The organism is Archangium lansingense (assembly GCF_026626635.1).
Taxonomy (GTDB): Bacteria; Myxococcota; Myxococcia; order Myxococcales; family Myxococcaceae; genus Archangium; species Archangium lansingense.
In genome coordinates this window covers 181,818-200,821 of record NZ_JAPNKA010000001.1, presented here as the reverse complement: position 1 = coordinate 200,821, position 19,004 = coordinate 181,818, and the positions used below count along the sequence as shown (strand labels likewise).

12 protein-coding genes are annotated in these 19,004 nt (G+C 71.4%); 5 read left to right on the top strand and 7 right to left on the bottom strand.

Annotated elements, in window-relative coordinates:
* Positions 1-503: 503 nt before the first annotated feature.
* Positions 504-644 carry a DUF2379 family protein gene (locus tag OV287_RS00720; protein WP_267532012.1) on the bottom strand — a complete coding sequence of 47 codons (141 nt, stop codon included), beginning with the start codon at positions 642-644 and terminating at the stop codon, positions 504-506.
* Between the two features lie 122 nt (positions 645-766).
* Here OV287_RS00720 and OV287_RS00715 point away from each other — a divergent pair, with 122 nt between their 5' ends.
* Genes OV287_RS00715 through OV287_RS00705 form a run of 3 tightly spaced genes read left to right on the top strand, consistent with a single transcriptional unit; the run spans position 767 to position 11,805 of the window.
* Entirely contained in the window at positions 767-3,490 is a 2,724-nt protein-coding gene (locus OV287_RS00715) for a hypothetical protein (RefSeq protein ID WP_267532011.1), read from the top strand.
* Positions 3,491-3,493: 3 nt separating this feature from the next.
* Positions 3,494-9,964, top strand: coding sequence for a HEAT repeat domain-containing protein (locus OV287_RS00710; protein ID WP_267532010.1), 6,471 nt, complete (start codon positions 3,494-3,496; stop codon positions 9,962-9,964).
* The gene (locus tag OV287_RS00705; RefSeq protein WP_267532009.1) at positions 9,961-11,805 is read left to right on the top strand and encodes an SWIM zinc finger family protein; all 1,845 of its coding nucleotides are present in this window, start codon (positions 9,961-9,963) and stop codon (positions 11,803-11,805) included. The genes OV287_RS00710 and OV287_RS00705 overlap by 4 nt, the downstream gene beginning before the upstream one ends.
* Before the next feature lie 44 nt (positions 11,806-11,849).
* Here OV287_RS00705 and OV287_RS00700 read toward each other — a convergent pair whose 3' ends face one another.
* Both OV287_RS00700 and OV287_RS00695 read right to left on the bottom strand, forming a co-directional pair.
* Positions 11,850-12,362, bottom strand: coding sequence for a hypothetical protein (locus OV287_RS00700; RefSeq protein ID WP_267532008.1), 513 nt, complete (start codon positions 12,360-12,362; stop codon positions 11,850-11,852).
* Complete coding sequence (locus OV287_RS00695) at positions 12,311-14,170, bottom strand: M28 family peptidase (protein ID WP_267532007.1); 1,860 nt, start codon at positions 14,168-14,170, stop codon at positions 12,311-12,313. The genes OV287_RS00700 and OV287_RS00695 overlap by 52 nt, the downstream gene beginning before the upstream one ends.
* Between OV287_RS00695 and OV287_RS00690 the strand changes: the two genes are divergently transcribed.
* Positions 14,139-15,059 carry an arginase family protein gene (locus OV287_RS00690; protein ID WP_267532006.1) on the top strand — a complete coding sequence of 307 codons (921 nt, stop codon included), beginning with the start codon at positions 14,139-14,141 and terminating at the stop codon, positions 15,057-15,059. The genes OV287_RS00695 and OV287_RS00690 overlap by 32 nt on opposite strands.
* Positions 15,060-15,235: 176 nt before the next feature.
* On the opposite strand, the gene OV287_RS00685 is transcribed toward OV287_RS00690, so the two are convergent.
* Positions 15,236-16,417 (bottom strand): DUF418 domain-containing protein, encoded by a 1,182-nt coding sequence (locus tag OV287_RS00685; RefSeq protein ID WP_267532005.1) that lies wholly within the window; start codon positions 16,415-16,417, stop codon positions 15,236-15,238.
* 82 nt (positions 16,418-16,499) lie between these two features.
* Between OV287_RS00685 and OV287_RS00680 the strand changes: the two genes are divergently transcribed.
* On the top strand, positions 16,500-17,198 hold the full coding sequence (locus tag OV287_RS00680; RefSeq protein WP_267532004.1) for a TetR/AcrR family transcriptional regulator: 699 nt from the start codon (positions 16,500-16,502) through the stop codon (positions 17,196-17,198).
* Positions 17,199-17,231: 33 nt separating this feature from the next.
* Here the strand turns inward: OV287_RS00680 and OV287_RS00675 are convergent, their stop codons facing one another.
* The 3 genes from OV287_RS00675 to OV287_RS00665 all read right to left on the bottom strand — a co-directional run bounded on the left by OV287_RS00675 (position 17,232) and on the right by OV287_RS00665 (position 18,889).
* Positions 17,232-17,705, bottom strand: coding sequence for an SMI1/KNR4 family protein (locus OV287_RS00675; RefSeq protein WP_267532003.1), 474 nt, complete (start codon positions 17,703-17,705; stop codon positions 17,232-17,234).
* 2 nt (positions 17,706-17,707) lie between these two features.
* A complete protein-coding gene (locus OV287_RS00670) occupies positions 17,708-18,256 on the bottom strand; it encodes a hypothetical protein (RefSeq protein WP_267532002.1) in 549 nt (182 codons plus the stop codon).
* Positions 18,257-18,706: 450 nt separating this feature from the next.
* Positions 18,707-18,889, bottom strand: coding sequence for a helix-turn-helix domain-containing protein (locus OV287_RS00665; protein WP_267532001.1), 183 nt, complete (start codon positions 18,887-18,889; stop codon positions 18,707-18,709).
* Positions 18,890-19,004: the final 115 nt, after the last annotated feature.

Sequence of the window (19,004 nt, the reverse complement as noted above, 5' to 3'; positions counted from 1 at the left end):
GACATCAGCGCAGAAGGACCCCTCCGGGCAGTCCTTCGCCGCATCCAAGCGGCAGGGACGACCGCACCAGCCCTCACGTCCACCGCACAGCAACCCAGGCCCGCAGGCTTCATCAGCCCTGCTGGGAAGCACCTCGCACCGCTCGCCGTCCTTACGGGTTCCCATCAGGACGCAGAGGCGCATCAGCGAACCGTCCTCACCTGCGGCCACGCCACGACAGACGTGCCCGTCTTCGCAATGCGAATCCGACATGCACTGGCTGTCGGCGCAGATGGAGCGCCAGGTCCGAGGGTCCCGCATGCAGCGCAAGGGAGCCTCACATTCGGAGCTGCGCATGCAGGCACGGCCATAGGTCTCCAGGCGCCTACGCTCAGCGGCCTCCAGCATCGGGATGAGGCGCGCTCCTTGCCGGGGAGCGGGTCGCAGCACACCGCTCAGAAGCAGGGCCAGGGGCAGGAGGAGGAGCAGCAGCACACCAGCCCCCAGCACCATCCGCCATTTCATCATTTCAGCTCGTCCAGCTTTGCCAGTTCGCCTGCGGCGATTTCACGGTAGAGGGGGGCGACCTCCACCGCGAGCACCTCCTCCATCCGCCTGCACGCGCCCTCAAGGTCGCCCGCACGACTCCTGGCGTTCGCGGCCATGCCGTGACTCCAGCATGCGTGTCCCCATGGGTCAACGGAGCGCGTTGGAGACGGAGCCATCTCGCCAGAAGCCACTTCCCCTCGCCGCCCGGCCGTCCACCTGTGCTAAACCCCTCCGCCCGATGGCGACGAGCGACGAGCTGACGGCAGCAGATCTAGAGCGGTTGTCACGGGCCGAGGCGCCCGACCTCGCGGAGGCCGTGCTGGCCTTCCTCGAGCAGCCCGACAAAGAGCCCGAGAAGCTCCCCAAGGGAGCCCTCACCTTCGACGGGCTCATGTCCCTGCTCCACCAGTCCCAGGCCCGCCGCAGCGCCGAGGCCCGTCACACTGGCGCCCGCGAGGCCTGGCAGCGCTACCTCGCCCAGAAGGACGTCCCCCTCCCCGCCCGCTTCGCCCTCGCGGACCTGCTCGTCTCCCTCTACGAGCGCAACACCAGCGCCTCCCGCGCCGCCCTCTTCGAGCTCGCCCGCAAGGCAGACCTCCGCTACGGCCTCTGGGGCGGCCTCAAGCGCATCTACAAGCTCGCCGAGGAGCGTCACGATGCCGAGATGTTCGGCGTCCTCGCCTGGCGCTTCGACACCGAGCGCTCCGAGTCCTACCGCACCCGCGACGTCTCCCGCGGCACCCTCACCTACCTCCAGCGCCGCGCCTGGCGCTACCTCCGCCAGCTCGGCCAGTCCGTCCCCGAGCTCTACCCCCAGTTCGCCGTCGAGGTCCTCCGCCACTACGAGCCCGATACCTCGTGGCGCTCGTGCTGGGTCTCCAACCACATCTGGTCTCACGAGACGGACAACTACTCCGCCGACACCTTCCCCATCGAGCCCCCCAGCGACATGGTGAAGAAGCGCGCCTTCACCGACGCCTGGAAGCGCTCGCCCGACGCGCTCATGCGGCTGCTCGACACCTGCCAGTCGGACCCCGCTGCCCGCTTCGCCATCCAGGGTCTCCGCAAGGACTTCCCCGACACCCTGCGCTCCCAGCTCACCCCCGCCTGGCTCGACCGGCTCGCCCGCCGTCCGCTCGCCAGTGCCCATGACTTCCTCGTGGAGACCCTCCAGGGCTCCCCCGAGTTCCACCAGGGCAAGCTACGCGAACTCGGGCTCCACGAGGCCGTGCTCGCCCTGCTCGTCTCGGAGAGCACCAAGGCGCGCACCTACGCCATCGAGTACGCCCGGGCGCACGCGCAGGACCTCCCCGCCGAGCGCCTCGCCGAGCTGCTCGCGGGCGAGCACAACGACGTGAAGGCCTACGCCGCCGCCGTGCTGGAGAAGCGCAACCCGCGCGAGCTCGGCCCGGACTTCCTCGGCCGGCTGCTCGTCCACAAGCAGACCGCGAAGTTCGCCGCCAAGGCCCTGGAGCAGAGCTTCGACCGCGCCGAGCTCACCCAGAAGTTCCTCTTCGACATGCTCTTCGGCGACGAGGAGCAGATTGAGTGGGCCACGAAGTACCTCAAGGCCAAGTACGGCAAGGGCGAGCTGCCCGTGTCCTTCTGGAAGGCCCTCCTCGATGACAAGCGCCTGGAGGAGTACGGCAGCGACGTGGAGGAGCTGGCGCTCGAGTCGCTCAAGGCCTTCAAGCCCGCGGACATCGGCGCCGACTGGTTGCTGGATCGCGCCATCCACCCGAGCTTCGGCGACACCATCTCCGAATGGCTCACCGAGGCGGACGCGCTGCCCGGCCTGGATGTGGAGCGCGTGAAGGGGCTCGTCTTCAACGCGAAGTACCGCCACGTGGCGATCCAGCTGCTCGGCAACCGCAAGCTCTTCGCCCCTCGCGACGTGGGCATTCCGTGGTTGCTGGCACTGGCCCGGCGCGCGGACCCCACGCTGCACGAGTTCGCCCATCGCTACCTGCTGGAGAACGTGGTGCCCGCCGACTTCAGCGAGTCCGGCGATGCCAACGCGGGCCTGGAGCGGCTCTTCGATCTGGCGCTCGGTGCGAAGCAGCCCGCGCCCGTGCGCACCTTCGCCCAGACGTACCTGCGCTGCCACCACCCCGTCATCGGCCCCGAGCAGCCCGAGTCCAAGTCCTACCAGCTCAAGCCCAAGGCGCCTCGCAACGCGTACACCCCCGAGCGCCTGTGGCCCGCCCTCTTCGATGCCCGCGACGACGTGCGCCACTTCGCGCTCGCCGTGACGCGCGTGGAGCTGCGCGCCTGGGGCTGGCACACCCGCGTGTACGAGCTCGCCGAGGCCAACGCCAAGGAAGTGCGCAACCTCGCCTATGACGCCCTGCTCGACGCGGGCGAGGAGGGCGCCGACAAGCGCCGCACCCTGACTCCCGAGGAGCTGGACCCCGTGAAGGTGTTCACCCTCACCGAGAGCACCAAGCGCTCCACGCGCGAGGTGGCCGTGGAGCTCATCCGCCGCCACTACGCGCGCCTGGGTGGGCCCGAGCGGCTCGCGTGGCTCATGGAGAGCGCCGACCGCGAGGTGGGCCTCTTCGCCATCCGGCTGCTCTGGGAGAAGCACCGCCCGCTGCACCTGCCGGAGGGGTGGAAGCCCTCGGGCGCCGCGGAGTCTCCGGTGGGCGCCACCGAGCGCTTCGCCAATGTGGAGGCCCTGCGCACCTTCCTGCGCCGCATGCTCTTCGGCCTGCCCCCGGGGCGCTCCAAGGAGGGCCGCGAGGGCAATGTGGTCCGGAGGGTGTCGGCCAGCGAGGCCAAGCGCCGGGTGATTGAGCTGGTACGGGATTTGGGATTGGAAGACGAGAGCTTTGCCCGCGTCGTGACGCCGGTGCTCGGTGAGTTCACCGGCTCGCTGGCCAAGGGCGAGTGGCATAGCTGCCTTGCATCGCTGGTGAGGCTGCGCGCCGCGCACCCCGGTGTGGAACTTGGAGGATTCTGACGTATGGCTTCACTGTCCATCGGCCATTACGAGAAGGTCCGCGCGCTCGCGGCCAATGCGCGCCTGCTGCTCGTCGGAGGCGCTCGCGCCGCCTCCAACAGCCGCCTCACCGCCTACGAGCCCGCCACCAACAAGGTGGCCTGGAGCGTGGAGCTGCCCGCCGCCGTCCTCGGGCTCGCCCTCGCCGGCGAGAGCTGGGTCGCCGCCTGCGCCGATGGCACCGTGCGCATCGGCGCCCTCGGGGATGGCACCGTGCAGCGCGAGGTGAAGGATGCCCACCGTGGCGCCTGCACCGCCATCGCCCTCAGCCCCGACGGCACTCGCGCCTTCACCGTGGGCCTGGATGGTTTCCTGCGCGCCTGGGAGCTCGCCAAGGGCAAGCGCGTCCACGAGTGGCAGGCCTCGCCCCTGCCCCTGCGCACCGTCGCCGTGGACCCCTCCGGCACCTACGCCGCCTGCGCCGGTGATGACTCCGTGGTGCGTTCCTTCACGCTCGCCAACGGGGCCCGCCGCGACATGCCCGGCCACGAGGGCTCGGTGCGGTCACTCGCCTTCACCCCGCGCGATGGGCGCCTCGTCTCCGCCGGAGATGATGGCAAGCTGCGCATCTGGTACCTCGTCGGCGCCGTCGAGCACGAGGTGCGCGGTGACAAGGACTCCGGCCATGCCGGCTCCGTGCTCGCCCTCCTCTTCCCGCCCACGCCCACTCCCGAGCGCGGTGAGGAGGCCTCCGACCGCATCTTCTCCTCCGGCGACGACGGCAAGGTGAAGGCGTGGCGCCTGGACGAGCGCCGCAAGCCTCGCACGCTCGACTGCGGCAGCAAGCCCGTGCACGCCCTGGCCTTCGCTCCGCCGGTGAGCGCGCGGCAGGCCAAGGTGCAACTCGGCCTCGTCTACACGGGTGGCGAGGACCGCACGGTCCGCCGCTTCGAGCTGGACACCGAGGGCAAGCCCTCCACCGACACCACCGCCTACGCCCACGGCTTCGACCTGCTGGAGGAGTCCCGCCGGGGCAACCGTCCCAAGCGCGAGGCCGCCGTGCGCGAGGCCGCCGCCCTGGAGGAGTCCGAGGCGCTCGACTTCGTCCTCGCGATGCTCTCCTCGGACCGCGAGCACGAGGTGCGCAAGCTGGCCGCCGAGGAGCTGGGTCGGCTCGGCCGCACCGGCGCCCGCGTCAAGCTCCGCGAGCGTCTGGACGATGAGCACCCCGCGGTTCGCGCCGCTGCACTCGAGTCCCTCGCCACGCTGGAGAAGGAGTCTCCGCTCGCTGCCCCGCGTGCCGCGCTGGACTCGCGCTATGCGGACACGCGCATCGCCGGATTGCGCCGGCTGGCCACGCTCGGTGGGACGTCGCCGCTGGTGCCGGGCCTCATCTCCAGCAAGCTGACGGACTCGGATGCCTCCGTCTCGACGACCGCGCTGGACGCGCTGGTGCAGGTGTTCCCCAAGGAGAGCACCGAGCCCCTCAAGACGGCCTTCGAGCGCGGCACCGCCCACCTGCGCGCCGAGGTCCTCATCCGCGCCGCGGGTGCCGGCTGGCTGGGCTCGCCCCAATTGCAGCCCCTGGTGGCCCGCGCCCTCGATGACTCGGACGCCGACGTGCGCCGCGTGGCCTTCACCGTGCGCGTGCTGGAGCGCCGGCCCCTCGCCCACGTGCTGGAGGAGAAGGACGAGGACTTCGCTCGCGCCGCCCTGGACGTCGCGCGCCGCCTCACCCACCGTCCGCGTCCCACTGATGACGAGGCTCGCGCCGCCCGCGCCGAGCTGCCCGGTACTGGCAAGGCCGGGGAGCCTCTCTCCGAGCCCAGTCTGGAGCCGCTGCTCGCCGCCATGGCCTGCCGCACTCCGGATACCGCCGTTCGTGGCGCTCGCGGCCTCGCGCAGCTCGGGGATGCCCGGGCACTCGGTGCCCTGCTCCAGCTCTCCCGCGAGCCCGACGCCGCCATCCGCCGTCAGGCCGCCGAGGCCCTCCGCGCCCTCCAGGACCCCCGCGGCCGCGAGCGCCTCGTGTGGATGCTGGATGACGAGAACGCCGACGTGCGCGCCACCGCCCTCGACGCGGTGGTGACGCTCGACACCGAGGCCCCTCTCTCCAGCGCCGAGGCCGCCCTCCGCTCGTCCTTCGAGGATGTGCGCGTCCGGGGCCTCGACCGGCTCGTGAAGCTCCCGGGCAAGCGCTCCGAGGCCGCCGTGCACCTGCTCGGCGATGCGCTCGAGGACGAGTCCGCCAAGGTGCGCGACGAGGCCTTCCGCACCCTCTGGGCCTGGAACGAGAAGAATCCCCAGGAGGCCCTGGAGCGCGCGCTCTCTGGTCGCTTCCCGGACCTGCGACGCCGCGCCGTGGACGAGCTCGCCGCCCGCCTTAATAAGGAGGACTGGGCGCTCGAGCGGCTGAAGAAGGTCGTGGGCGACCGCGACGCCGGCGTGGCCCAGGCTGCCTATGAGGCCTGGGTGAAGCATGCGGGCAAGGAGCAGGCCGAGCCGCACCTCGCCGCCATGGACACCGCTCACGCCTCGCTGCGCGCCCTGGCCGCGAAGAACGCTGCCCAGGCCCCCGCCGAGTCCGTGCGCTCGCCGCTCCTCAAGCTGCTGCTCGCCGAGGAGCCCCAGGTCTACCTCGCTTCTATTGAGTCGCTCGACAAGCTCATCAAGAACGAGAACGGCCCCCTGCTCGCGGGTCTCGGCTCCGGTGAGCTGCCCCTCAAGGTGCGCGCGGCCGAGCTGCTCGCCGCCCGCGGCGCCGAGGACATCATCGAGTCGATGCGCAACCTCCTCACCGACAAGGAGCTGCAGCGCATCCATCCGCCGGCCTTCCTCGAGCCGTTGCGCCACCGGGCCGCGAGCGCCCTCGCCACCCTCGGCTCGCGCCGGCTGCTGTCCTTCTTCGCCACCACGCTCCTCAAGGACGAGGCCAGCGGGGTGCGCGAGCAGGCCGCGCGCGGGCTCGCCACCGCCAGCCGCCGCGGCGACGAGGGCTACCTCCTGGACGCGCTCGGACACGCGGACGTCGCCGTGCGCTCGTGGGCCGCGGATGGTCTGTCGCGACTCGGCGACATCCGCGCCCTCCCCGTCCTCACCGGCAACCTGCGCCACGAGCACCAGCCCATCCGCATCGGCGCCATCCTCTCCTTCGCGGCGCTCGGGCCTGACGGGGACAGCGGCCTGCTGCACGGCCTGGAGGACCGCGCCCGCGAGGTGCAGGAGACTATCTTCGCCATCGTCCTCGCCCGGGACCTGCGCGCCTCGCGCCGAGGCGAGCCGCCCGACCTGCTCACCAGTGCCCTCTCCAGCGCACGGCCCGAGGTGCGCTACGCCGCGGCCCGCGCCCTGGAGCTGCGCACGGAGACGGAGGCCTACCACGCTCACCTGGTGGAGGTGCTCCAGCCGACCCGCCCCGAGAAGGCCGGCGACATGAAGGACTGGCCCACCGAGGCCGAGCGTGCCCGCAACATGGTGGGGCTCGCCGAGGCACTCGCCAGCGACGTGCCCGAGCAGCGCTACGCCGCCGCCCAGGTGCTGCTGCTGCGCCACAAGCCGCTCGACTACTTCCGCGAAGCCTCGAAGGCCGCCCGTCCGCGCTCGCTGGAGGCGCCGTGGAAGCCCGAGACCTCTCCCCAGGTCCAGTCCCGTCCCGTGGAGGAGAAGCCCGCGCGCAACTGGCTGCGCCGCCTCTTCTCCACCGCCACCGGCAAGGCCGCCACCGCCGAGCCCTCGCCCGAGGCGCTCGTCTCCGCCGAGAAGCAGCACCTGCGCCGGCTCGCCTTCGGTGCCTACGTGGGCCTGCTGCGCCAGGTGTCCGCCGGTGACGACGAGGGCCACCGCGTGCGCCGCGATGCCGTGGACCGCGTGGTGAAGCTCACCCAGGAGGGCCATGCCGGCACGCCCGCCGCCGTGGCTGCGCTCCTGCGCGCCCTGGAAGACCCCCACCAACTGGTGCGCAAGGCGGCCCTCGCCGGCCTCAAGGAGCTGTACCCCGCCGGCTCCGACGAGCCGCTGTCGCTCGCCCTGGCCTCGCTCTCGCCGGATGTGGCTCGCGCCGCGCTGGATGAGCTCGCCACCCGCGGGGCATCCACCAAGGGCCGCATCACCGCCGCGCTCAACTCGCCCCTGGCCGACGTGCGCAAGTACGCCTTCGAGCTGCTGGAGCGCCTCAGCCCTCCGGGCAGCCTGGAGCCCCTGCTGGCCGCGCTCGGCAGCGAGCATGCAGACCTGCGCGTGGGCGTCATCGAGCGGCTCGCCGGTGCCAATGACCCGCGTGTCACCGAGGCCCTCGGCCGCGCCGCTGGAAGTGAGCATGAGGATCTGCGCCTGCGCGCCGCGGAGCTGCTGGCCTGGCGTCAGGATGACCGCGCCGTGGAGGTGCTCGCCGCCTTCCTGCGCTCGGAGAACGCCTCGGCGGTGAAGCGCGCCCAGGAGGGCTTGGCCCGGCTCGGCTCGGCCGCCGCGGTGGGAGCGCTCGCCGCTCGGCTGCGCACCTCGACGGAGGCCAACGAGCGCCTCGCCCTGGTGAAGGCCCTGGGCCTCACCCACAGGCCCGAGGCCGTGGATGCCCTGGCGCGGCAGCTCGACGACGAGTCCAACCCCGTGCGCCTGGCCTGCGTGAGCGCCGCGATGGACGTGGCCACCCCGCCCCAGAAGGACGAGAAGGGCGAGAAGAAGCGCGACGCGGCCCTGGCGGTGCGCTTCCTGCGCGCGGCCGTGCGCAGCGCGGACCCCATGGTGCGCAAGGCCGCCGCCACCGAGCTGGAGCAGGGCGACGACGTGGGCCAGGACGAGCTGCTCGCCGGCCTCTTCGCGGACCGGGACGTGACGGTGCGCATGGAGTCGGTGGCGCGCTACGCCTCGCGCGTCATCCACAAGGGCGCGAAGGTGGAGCCTCTGGAGGAGGTGCTGCGCGGCGGCGCTCGCGAGCTGATGCTCCCTGCCGCCGAGGGCGTGGCCTTCCGAGGCCTCACGAGTGCCCTGCGCCCGCTGCTGCTGTACGTGCGCGCGGGCGAGGAGGGAGACCGGGAGCGGGCCCTGCTGGCCCTGGGCACGCTGGGTGACGCGCGCGCCCTCTCCGAGCTGGAGCAGGTGGCCGCCGGTGGCACGCCCGAGGCCCCCGTGGAGGAGAGCATGGTGGCCGCGGCCCTCGAGGGCCTGGGCCGGCTCGCTCCGAAGCTGCCCGAAGGAGAGGATCGCCGCCGCACCGAGGAGAAGGTGGAGCTCTCCGCGATGGAGGGCCGCTCCACCGAGCTGCAGAAGGCCGGCGTCCGGGGCCTGCGCTTCATCGGCGGCGAGCGTGCTCGCTCCCGGCTGGAGACGCTCCTGGGTGACGACAACATCAACAACGAGGTGCGCTTCGTCGCGGCCCAGGAGCTGGGCAAGCTCGGGGACATCGCCGCCGAGGGAACGCTGGCGCAGGCGCTGAACGATTGGGACGACGACCTGCGCACCGCGGCACGCAAGGCGCTCGACGCGCTCTTCCCCAAGGAGCGCATCCGGGTGGAATTCCTCGCCGTGGCCAGCGAGCAGGAGGACATCTCCGAGCCCGCCGCCAGCTACCTCGCCACCGAGGCGGACCCGGTGCAGTTGCTGCCGCGGCTGGCCACGCTGGACAAGGAGGAGCTGCGCCAGCGGTTGCGCCGGGGACTCGTACGGCGCGCGTCGCTGCCCGCCGGAGCGCTGGCGATGTTGCTCGGCCACGAGAAGCCCGCCGCTCGCGAGGAGGCCGCCTGGCTGGTGGGCGCGCGCACCGGTGAGCAGGACGCTTCACGGGCCTGGTCCGCCGACGACCGTGCCCTGCTGGGCCGTTCCATCGTCACCGCCGAGCGCCGCACCGCCACGGAGTGGGCCTCCACGCCCGCCCCCAAGCGTGAGCCCCTGGAGAGCGCCTGGGAGATGCTGCTGTGGGCCGGCTCGTGCCTGGGCGTGACGGAGCTGGCCAAGGCGGGCAAGGACATCCTCCAGGGCGGTGAGGCCAAGGCCCCGGCAGGGGTACGCCTCGAGGCGGCCCGAGCGCTGGGCCGGCTGAACACGGCCCCCGAGGCCCTGCGTGCCGCACTGTCCGACCCGGACGCAGAGGTGCGCGAGGCCGCCGCCTCCGCCCTGGCCCGCATCACCCCCGAGCGCGCCGCCGAGTGGGCGCTGGAGGTGCAGCCGTTCGACCCCGTGGCCACCGGCCCCGCGGGTGGAGCGGTGCGCAGCCCCAAGCAGCTTGCCTCGTCCGAAGCCCGCCGCATGGCGCTGCCCTCGGTGCTGGCCGGCAAGGAGCTGGAGCCGCTGCGTCCGCTGGCCACCAATAAGGATGAGCAGGTGCGGCAGGATGCCTGGGCCGCCCTGGGCCGACTGGGAGGCACCGAGGCCGCGGAAGTGCTGCGCGGCCAGGCCTTCGACAAGTCTCAATCCGTGGAGCTGCGGAAGGCCGCCTACCGCGCCCACAAACGTGCACTCCGCGCCGCCGAGCGCGCCCGGAAGGAAGGGAGCCCGTCGTGAGCACCGCCACCCACCACGCCGTCGAGCTGCGCTACGCCACCACGAGTGACGTGGATGCTGGCGCCAATGCCTCGCGCGTCCAACTGGCCCTGGAGGGCTCGCGAGGCACCGTGGGCGTTCGCGGCCGGGTGCGTGAGCCCGCGCTCTTCCGCGATACGCTCGCCGCCGCCCTCGGCATCCTCGCCTCGGACCTGCGCTACCGGGGCAAGGACCGCACCGCGTACCTCGCGTACCTGATGAAGCAGGGCAAGCGCGCCACGGCTCAAATCTGGGAGGCGCAGAAGGCCTTCCTGGACCAGTCGCTGGAGGGCGAGAAGAAGGCGGACGCGGTGCTGGACCCGGTCCTCACCGTGGACCCGGACCAGGTGTCGCTGGAGGTGTTCTCCCGCGACGAGAGCGCCTATGCGCGCCTGTCCTTCGACAACTCGCTCTTCGAGGGCCGCGAGGCCGCGCACGGCTCCACCTTCCTGGACGTGCCGGCGGACCTGTTGGCCAAGGTGGACCGGCTGCGCACCTACGTGCCGGTGTCGCTGGAGGCCCACGTGGCGCTGCCCGCGCGCGGAGACGAGTCCCGCGCCCCGCGCAATGTGGAGGTCCCTCTCGCCTGGCTGCGCGGCTTCCTCCAGGTGCAGTCCGCCGCCACGCTGCCGTCGAGCACCTGCTCGCTGGCGCCCATCGACCTGTACAACCTGCTCTTCGCGCTGCGCACCCGGAAGGCGAAGAAGGCCCCGCGCGCCCTGCGCTTCGAGCTCGTCCCCGGCATGCAGCCGAGGCTCGTGCTGGAGCCGTGGGAGCTGGTGCTGGAGTGCCATGGGCCGAAGTACCAGGGCAACGCGCCCGCGGTGGTGCGCACCTTCGGACGGCAGCGGCTGGCGGCCCTCGCGCGCCTGTTGCCCCATGCGCAGGGCGTGCGCGTGCAGATGCTTGGGCCAGGCCTGCCGGTGTTCTGGGTCATCGACCTCGGCCCGGCGACGCTCACGCTTGCGCTCACCGGGTGGACGGAGAGCGGCTGGTCCAGCGCGGCGGCCTTCGATGCGCTCATGCCTCGCGACGTGCCGGACGGGCTCGCGGAGAAGCTGCGCAACCGGCTGCGCAAGGAGGGCCCGCTGAGCTTCGAGGTGCTCGCCTCGGGGACGGACGCTCCCAAGGACGCGGTGCGAGGGGCGCTGCAGCTCGAGTGCCTGCGCGGGCGCGTGCTGTATGACATCGCGAAGGGCACGTACCGGCCGCGCGAGCTGCTCTCCACGCCGGTGAACGAGGCCGTCATCCGCTACGGCAACGAGCGCGAGGAGCGGGCGCACCGGCTGCTGGGCGACGGTGGCGCCGGCGCGGGCGAGGTGAAGCTCACCAAGGTGCACGACGTGGTGGGCGTGGGCACGCGGCTGAGCGGCGAAGTGGTGGACCGCGAGGCGGTGCGCAGCTTCTACCCTGGCTTCCTGTTGGACCTGGAGGGCCGGGTGCGCGAGGCGAGCTGCGGCTGCCCGCACTACCGGCGCTCGGGGCTGCGCGAGGGCCCGTGCGAGCACATGATTGCCCTGCGGCTGGCGTACGCGCGGCAGAGGGCGCAGGAGGAGGCGCTGCGGCAGACGCCGAAGGGCCGGGCGCTCATCCGCGCGGAGACGCGCTCGTACGTGCGGCGCGACGAGGCCGGCCAGGAGCAGGTGTACCGGGTGTCGCTGGACGGCAAGCTGGTGTCGGTGGAGTGGGGCCCGCGCCTGGGCGAGCAGCGCCACCAGCGGCTGTGGTTCGACACGGACAGCGAGGCCCGCACGGCCTACTTCACGCGCCTGGAGTCACTGGCCGCCGAGGGCTTCATCGACTCGGCGGGCGGGGCGGTGTAACCGGAGGCCACGGTGACACCGTGGCCCTCCTCCGCCACCCGGCTTCACAAGGCGAGGCTCACCGCGCGGCAGGCCTCCGGCTCCACCACCACCCAGTCCGGTAGCCCACGCCTCAGGGCCTCGATGTCCCTCGTGGCGTAACCCTGGCGCCACTCCTTGAGATTCACCTGCACTGGCGCCTCGCCCCGAAACACGAGGCGCACGGACCACTCCCCAGCGGGCGGCACCACGACCCGCAGGACGAGCTCGGGGCCCTCGGGGAGCTGCGCCGGCAGCGACCAGCCCACCACCGAATCCCGGGGCAGGCGCATGACGAGCTGGGTTCCCGGCTCGCCCCACCAGCTCAACGTGACGGCACGGCCCGCCTCCGAGGCCCCCTCCTGCTTCACGGCGATGGGCAACGGCCCCAACCCCGAAGGCTCCGCCGCGAGCCAGGCCTCTCCCCTCCCCAGCGCCGCCGCTCTCCGGCCCTCGAGCAGCCCGCCCAGGGGCAGTCCATCCTCTGTCACCACCTCCAGTCGCGCCTGAGCCCCCTGCTCCTCCATATGGGTGAGCACCAGCCGCCGAGGCTGCTCCTCATCGGACGGGCGCACCGCGGCGAGCGCCCCACACCCCACCAGGCCAGCAGCGCCACCGCGCCCGCCGTCCGGCCCGGACGTCCTCCCCCACCGAGTGCCACGCCGAGCCCCAGCGCTCCCGGTAACACCGCCAGCGCCACCAGCAACGCCACAACCGCATCCAGGGGAAGGCCCACTGCCAGACGGCCCGTCACCGGGATGAACATCGCCAGCAGCCGCCACACGAGCTCCACGGTGAGCACCCACCCCGGGACGCTCGCCACCAACAGCACGGGCCCGGCCAGCCGCTCGCGAAGGCACGCCACGCCCAGGAGCACCGCTCCCGGCAGCGTCCACCACGGAAACAGATAGGCCACCCCGAGCCCTACCGCCGTGAGCGCCGCGCCCACCGCCCACGCCAGTACCAGCGCCGCCGCGCCTCGAGCCAGCACCGTCCGCTCTCCCGGCACCACCGCGCTCCCCCACAACACGCCGGCTAGCGTGAGCGCTCCGAAGGCCGCCCCCGCAAGCCACGGGGCCGCGTACCACCCGTGCGGCCTCCCCAGCACGAAGCCGAGCAGCAGCGCCGCCCCCACCGGCACCAGCACTCCGAACAGTCCCCACACCAGAAGCCCCCCCAGCGCTCGCGCCACGCTCGCGGGCGCCACCCCGCTCCGCCGCCAGGCCACGCCGAGCGCCCCCAGTGCAAACACGCCCCCCAGCACCACCAGCCCCCAGGCCGTGCTCCGGCCATACGCCACCATCCCCACCCCGAGGACGTCGTAATAGGTGCTCACCGCCTCGCCCGCGTCCTCCGGCCGGGGGCCTCGCGCCAGCTCACGCACCAGGGCCAGCACGTTCTCCCCGAGCTGCCGCAGGCTCCCGGGCTCCACCCGCGCGAGCCCATCCAGCGGCGTGTGGTAGGCGTAGCCATCCTGGTAGAGCGCCAGGTCCATCCCCGGCCAGTGGGCCTCGCTCGTGAAGACGCGGTAGTCGGTGTCCGACGGGATGAGGCCCGACTGGAAGAGCTCCTGCCCCACCACCAGCGCATATGGGTGCGGCACCGAGCGCGCATAGGCCGCGAGCAGCCACGGCGCCGACGGCGTGGATTGAAACAGGAGCGACCTGCCCCGGGAGCCCGCCGCGTCGAGGTTGATGAACGCCTCCACCCCCCCCAACCAGGGATGCCCCAGCAGGCCCGCCGCACCCACCAGCCCCGCCTCCTCGGCGCCGTTGAGGCCCAGCACCACCGTGCGCTCCGGCCGAGGCCCCGCCGCCAGCGCCCGCATCACCTCCACCGCCGCCGCCACCGCCAGCGCGTTGTCTCCCGCTCCCGGCTCCGCCTCCGCGGAGTCATAGTGCGCCGCCACCAGCACCACCCCGTCCCTCGTCCCCGGCAGCCGCGCCAGCACGTTCTCCGTCCGGTAGTCCAACGCCTCGTGCCCGTCCACCCAGACGCCCGCCGCGCGCTGGAGCTCCACCTCCACACCCGGAATCCCCCGCAGCTGCTCCACGAGGTACTCCGCGGCACGCGCCTGTCCCGGCGTGCCCGCAACCCGCGGCCCCACCTCGTCCACCAGATGGCGCAACACCGGCCAGGCCCTCGCCTCCGAGAACGCCTCCGCGGGCACCTCCGACCCCAGGGGCTCCGGCGGACGCTCCGAGCTCCACACGGCCCCCAGCACCCCCACCACCAGCACCCCCCAGAGGCCCCACACCCCGCGCACGCCCCACCCCGCCCGGGAGTCCGGGTGTCGGAGGGATGCGCGAGGATTCGTGTCCACCGCTTCCGACTCCACCTCCGCCATGAGCCACCACCTCCAGTTCGCCACCGCTCTCTCGGAGAGCGAGGCCCGCACCGTACTCTTCGGGGCCAACACTCGCGGCGCCGGCTTCTCCGAGAGCGCCCGGGGCAAGGCCGGCGAAGCAGGCGAGCTACGCACCCTCTTCACCGCCGACTTCGTGCGCACCGCCGACAACGAATCCCCATCCCTCACCGAGCGGCTGGAGGACGGCGCTCCCCTCTTCGACGCGGGCAACCTCCCCCTCGAGGGGCTCTCCCTGGAGGCGCAGGTGGCCGCAGTGCGCGAGCGCTTCCTCGGCCTGTTGCGCCGGGGCCAGCGAGCGGTGTGCCTCGGAGGGGACCACCTCATCAAATACGCGGCCCTGTCCGCCATCAGCGCCGTCCATGACGACTGCGGCGTCGTCTACCTGGACGCCCACCCCGACTGCACCCAGGACGAGGCGCTCTACTTCGGCTCCATCCTCCATCACGCTTGGCAACTCCCGCACATCCGCCCGGAGCGCACGAGCCTGCTGGCCCTGCGCCAGGTCAACCCCCGCGAGCGCGGGGGACTACAGCACTGGCGCCCCGGCATCATCCCCGCCCTGGACTTCTGCGAGCGCGGGCTGCCCGCCGTGGTGGAGTCGCTGGTGGCGCAGCTCGGCCCCGTGAAGCGCGTCTACGTGTCGGTGGACTTGGACGGGCTCGCCCCGCATGAGGTGCCCGCCGTCGAGGCGCCCTACCCTGGAGGCCCCACCCTGCGGGAGGTGCTGGTGGTGCTGCGCGCGCTCGCCAGCCGCTACGAGCTGGTGGGAATGGACGTCTCCGAGTTCATCCCCGAGTTCGACCCGCTCAAGCTCACCGCCCTGGCCACCGCGCGGCTGGTGAAGGAATTCGCCCGACTGCTCCCCTGATTACACGTTACGCGCGCCTCATTGGGCACATCCTCGAGCGAGCGCTCCAGGATGGCATCCGTCAGGGGCGTGGGGCTGGGTACCTGGAGCAACCCCACGAGCAGCGGAAGGGAAGGGTCTCCATTCTCGAAGAGGGGGACGGCGCCCTGGCGGTCAGTGAGCGCTCGCGGCAGGGTTCACGCGCCACGCTGCCCGACGTGTGACACACGCGCACGGAGCGAGAAGTCCCCGCGCGCGAGGCCTCGCCAGAGCGCCTCAAGCGGCCCGCGCCCGAAGTACCTCGACCAGAGGCTGGCAAGCAGCACCTGCAGCGCCCAAAAGACAAACGCGGCGAGCAGAAGCGTCGAGCGGCTCCACGTCCCGAAGGCGCCAAGGCCGTGCCCCCCGAAGACCAGCGTTCCGACGACCGACTGCATCAGGTAGGCGGTGAACGCGACCCTGCCGAGGGAAGCGATGGCACGCGTGGGCGCGGCAAGCGCGAAGCGCCGGGCCAGCCCGACCACCGTGCACCCGATCGCGATGGCCAGAGGCACCGCCCCCACCTCGTGCAGCACCTGCGCGAACACCCAGGCACGTGGTGAAAACCCCCCGGCAATCTGCACTGCCAGGCCCGCCGAGGTGGACGCAAGGCCGAGCACCCAGAGCAGCAGCACGGCCCGCGGCGACGCGAAGTGCCCCTCGAACATCCCTCGCTGAAGACCAGCCATGCCGAGCAGCATGCACCCCGCCGCCCTCCAGCCCGTCTCGTAGATGAGCGCGGAGGTCTGGCCCTCGAAGGCCAGCTTTGCCCGGACGGGTAGCTGCGTCATCCAGTCGCCCCTGAAGGCCGCGAGCTCCCCCGCGACCGAGCGTGCATCGAGGTGCTCGAGGAGCACTCCGAGCAGGGAGGGCGGGAGGTAATCGAACGCGAGGGCGGTCACCAGCGCGAGCGCTGGCCCAACCGAAACCAGCGCGAGGCCGAGGCGCAGCTGCCGCCCGGGGGGCCATGCCCGCGCGCCGACGACGAGCATGCCGACGGCGCCGTAGGTGAACAGGATGTCGCCGTACCAGACGCCGTAGGCATGCAACAGCCCGAAGACGATCAGCCACGCGAGCCGACGGCGCGGGGACGTGTCGTCGCCCCCGAGCACGAGCGACGCGCCGAAGAGCATGGCGAACAGGTTGAGGAACTTGAAATCGAAGAGGAGGCGACCGAGCGACCAGGCAAGACCGTCGACGCCGTCGAGCGCTCCGAACACGGAGGGATTCAGATAGGCCGCGAGGGGCATCGCGAATGACTGGACGTTCATCACGAGGATGCCGAGCAGGCAGAAGCCCCGCAGGGCATCGAGTGTGGTGAGGCGGGCACGCTGGCTCATGCGATGGAGATTATGAAAGAATGCTCGCATTCAAGACTCGCGGCGGGCTCGCGTTCGAGGGGCCGTGTGCAGGAAGGTGACGATGCGCGCAACGCTCGGAAGTTCCAGGCAGAATGGCGCCCGAAAGCAACCCTCGCAGGCCCGCAGCAAGGCGCTGGTCGACGCACTGATTCAAACGACAGCTCGCATTTTGCTCCGCGACGGCTGGCAGGCGCTGACCACCAACCGGATCGCGCGAGCTGCGGGGGTGAGCGTGGGCAGCCTGTATCAGTACTTCCCGGACAAGGAGGCGCTGCTGCTCGCGCTGGTCGAGCGGATCGCCGACGAGATGACGGCGCACTTGATCGAGGTGGGCACGTCGCTTCACGACGCGTCGGTCGACGAGGGGATCGCGAAGCTCGTGCGTGTCGCGCTCGACGTCTCACGGCGCGACGCGCCGCTCTACCGGGCTGTGCTCGTCGAGCTGCCTCGCCAGGGCACACTTGAGCTCTTCGATCGCGTCAACCGCCGACTCGCCGACGCGCTGGCCGAATGGCTGGCGGCGCGACGCGACGAGCTCGACGTCGTCGATCCGTCACTGACGGCGCACATCCTGGTGACCTCGCTCGACGCGCTCACCGACCACACGCTGCTCTTCCGCCCGGAGCTGCTCGACAGCCCGCGCTTCGAGCGTGAGCTCCGCGCGCTGGTGACCGGCTACCTCGGAGTACGTCGCCCATCGCCCGTCCAGCCGTGCCCGCCCCGCGAACGCTCCCGGCGTCGCCGCACACGCACGACCTGACGCTGGCAGCGGACATGAACCGAACGGAGAATTTCATTCCCCCAACCAGTAGAGGCCGCGCCGGGTGCGCAGCACCTGCTCCAGGAACTCCGAGAAGGAGCTGGCGACCTGCTTGCAATAGGCCGGGTCCGGCCACGCCTCATGGTCTCCGTCGAAGAGGGGATAACGACCATTCTCCTCGTGGCTCACGTCCAACAGCACGTAGTTACCGTCCTGCACGTCGCAGATGGCGTACACCGAGGCAGGCCCCCACTTGTCGTCATCCTCGCCGTAGATGGCCACCCGTGCCCGGACGATCTCGGACAAGGGAAGCATCTGGTATGGCGAGTTCGGCAGCCGCTTGATCAGTTCCGCCCCATTGCAGTGCAGGTAGAAGGCCCTGAGGTCCGGATCCAGCTTCCAGCCCACCCGCTGCTCGAACGCTTCGATCTCCTCGGGCGTGGCGGGCGAATAAGGGAAGTGGTCGCGAGAAACTTCTTCCAGCAGGCGGCTCATGGGCGTGGCCATCGTCAGTTGTCCGTGTAAGGCAGATCGGGACCCACTGTATTCCAGGGTGGCTGGCCGCCGTAGCATGCGGGATACGCCCTGTTGTACAGGTCATGGACGCTGGGCTTCGCGGGGAAGATGTTGTTGGGGTCCACCGGATCGCCTCCGTGCTGGAGATCCCGGACGTGATGGCCTGGCCACGACTTGGCGCCATCGCTGGGCCACTCTCCGAACTTCTTGCTCCAGTCCTCCCGGAAGGACTCTCGAAACCTGTCCCACCTCTTGCGTTCCACTTCCTTCTTGTCTGTCGGCAGCTTGGGATAGTTGCAGCAGCAGTGCCAGATGCCATAGCGACTACCGGCATCAACATCCACGGGCAAGAGAACGAGGCGTCCCTTCCAGTCGAACTTGAGATCGGCCAGCCACACGCAGCCCATGAGCGAGTAGCCCTCACGGGCGCACTGTACCTGGCACTGATTCATGAATTCCCGGCGGCACTGCCAGGGGCCGTAGAAGAGGGTCGTCTTCATCTGCCCGCCCGGCACCGTCAGCCATGGCAGTTCCTTCTTCACGGCGGGCCTGGCCCCAGGTGATGGCGTGGGTCTGGTCCCGAGGGAACCGCTCGCTTCGTTGATGGAGCCGCATCCGGCAATCCGCATCAGTAGCACCGCCGTCCAGCCCAGCTTCATGAGAATCCCCCCGTGGTGATGCCCCCCTGATGGGTGACCGCGCCAATGGGATACCCGATGGGGCTGACGACTCCCGGGACTCACCTTTGAGGGCCGGGTGCAATCAGCGTCCACTCGACGAGCGGAATCGACCGTTCGATCCCGGCGTACCCCGTTCTGCGGTTCGCTGAAGTCTTGTGCAATGCATGGGTGTCTGGCATTCCACCGCCTCCGCGGTCGGTGGATGTGCTCAGCGGCGCCGTCTTGCGAGCCCTCAGGCCGAGCGGCGTTCGGACCTTCGCCACTGGCTCGGCGTCACCCCTTCCCAACCTCGGAAGGCCCGTGTGAACGAGTTCAACTCCTCGAAGCCCAGCGTAAGGCCACCTCGCCCGCATCAAGGTCGGTGTTCCCGAGTAGCCGGCACGCGGCCTCCCGGCGGACCTCGTCGAGCAGCGCTTGATAGGTCGTCCCGGATTCCTTGAGCCGACGCTGGAACGTGCGCGGACTCATGCGGAGCTCGTCGGCGATCGTCTCCACGGAGGGGCGCTCGCCACACGTCCCGCCCGCAGCCGGTTTCCAGCTGGCGGTGGCGGCGGCGATGGCGGAGAGGTTCGAGAAGGAACTTCGGTTCGAGCGGAAGTAGCGTCCCTTG

What these genes read in the sequence shown, in the direction of transcription:
- OV287_RS00685 (WP_267532005.1), bottom strand. Translation starts at nt 16,417, where the DNA reads ATGAGCCAGCGTGCCCGCCTCACCACACTCGATGCCCTGCGGGGCTTC.
- OV287_RS00675 (WP_267532003.1), bottom strand. Translation starts at nt 17,705, where the DNA reads ATGGCCACGCCCATGAGCCGCCTGCTGGAAGAAGTTTCTCGCGACCAC.
- OV287_RS00710 (WP_267532010.1), top strand. Translation starts at nt 3,494, where the DNA reads ATGGCTTCACTGTCCATCGGCCATTACGAGAAGGTCCGCGCGCTCGCG.
- OV287_RS00715 (WP_267532011.1), top strand. Translation starts at nt 767, where the DNA reads ATGGCGACGAGCGACGAGCTGACGGCAGCAGATCTAGAGCGGTTGTCA.
- OV287_RS00695 (WP_267532007.1), bottom strand. Translation starts at nt 14,170, where the DNA reads ATGGCGGAGGTGGAGTCGGAAGCGGTGGACACGAATCCTCGCGCATCC.
- OV287_RS00680 (WP_267532004.1), top strand. Translation starts at nt 16,500, where the DNA reads ATGCGCGCAACGCTCGGAAGTTCCAGGCAGAATGGCGCCCGAAAGCAA.
- OV287_RS00720 (WP_267532012.1), bottom strand. Translation starts at nt 644, where the DNA reads ATGGCCGCGAACGCCAGGAGTCGTGCGGGCGACCTTGAGGGCGCGTGC.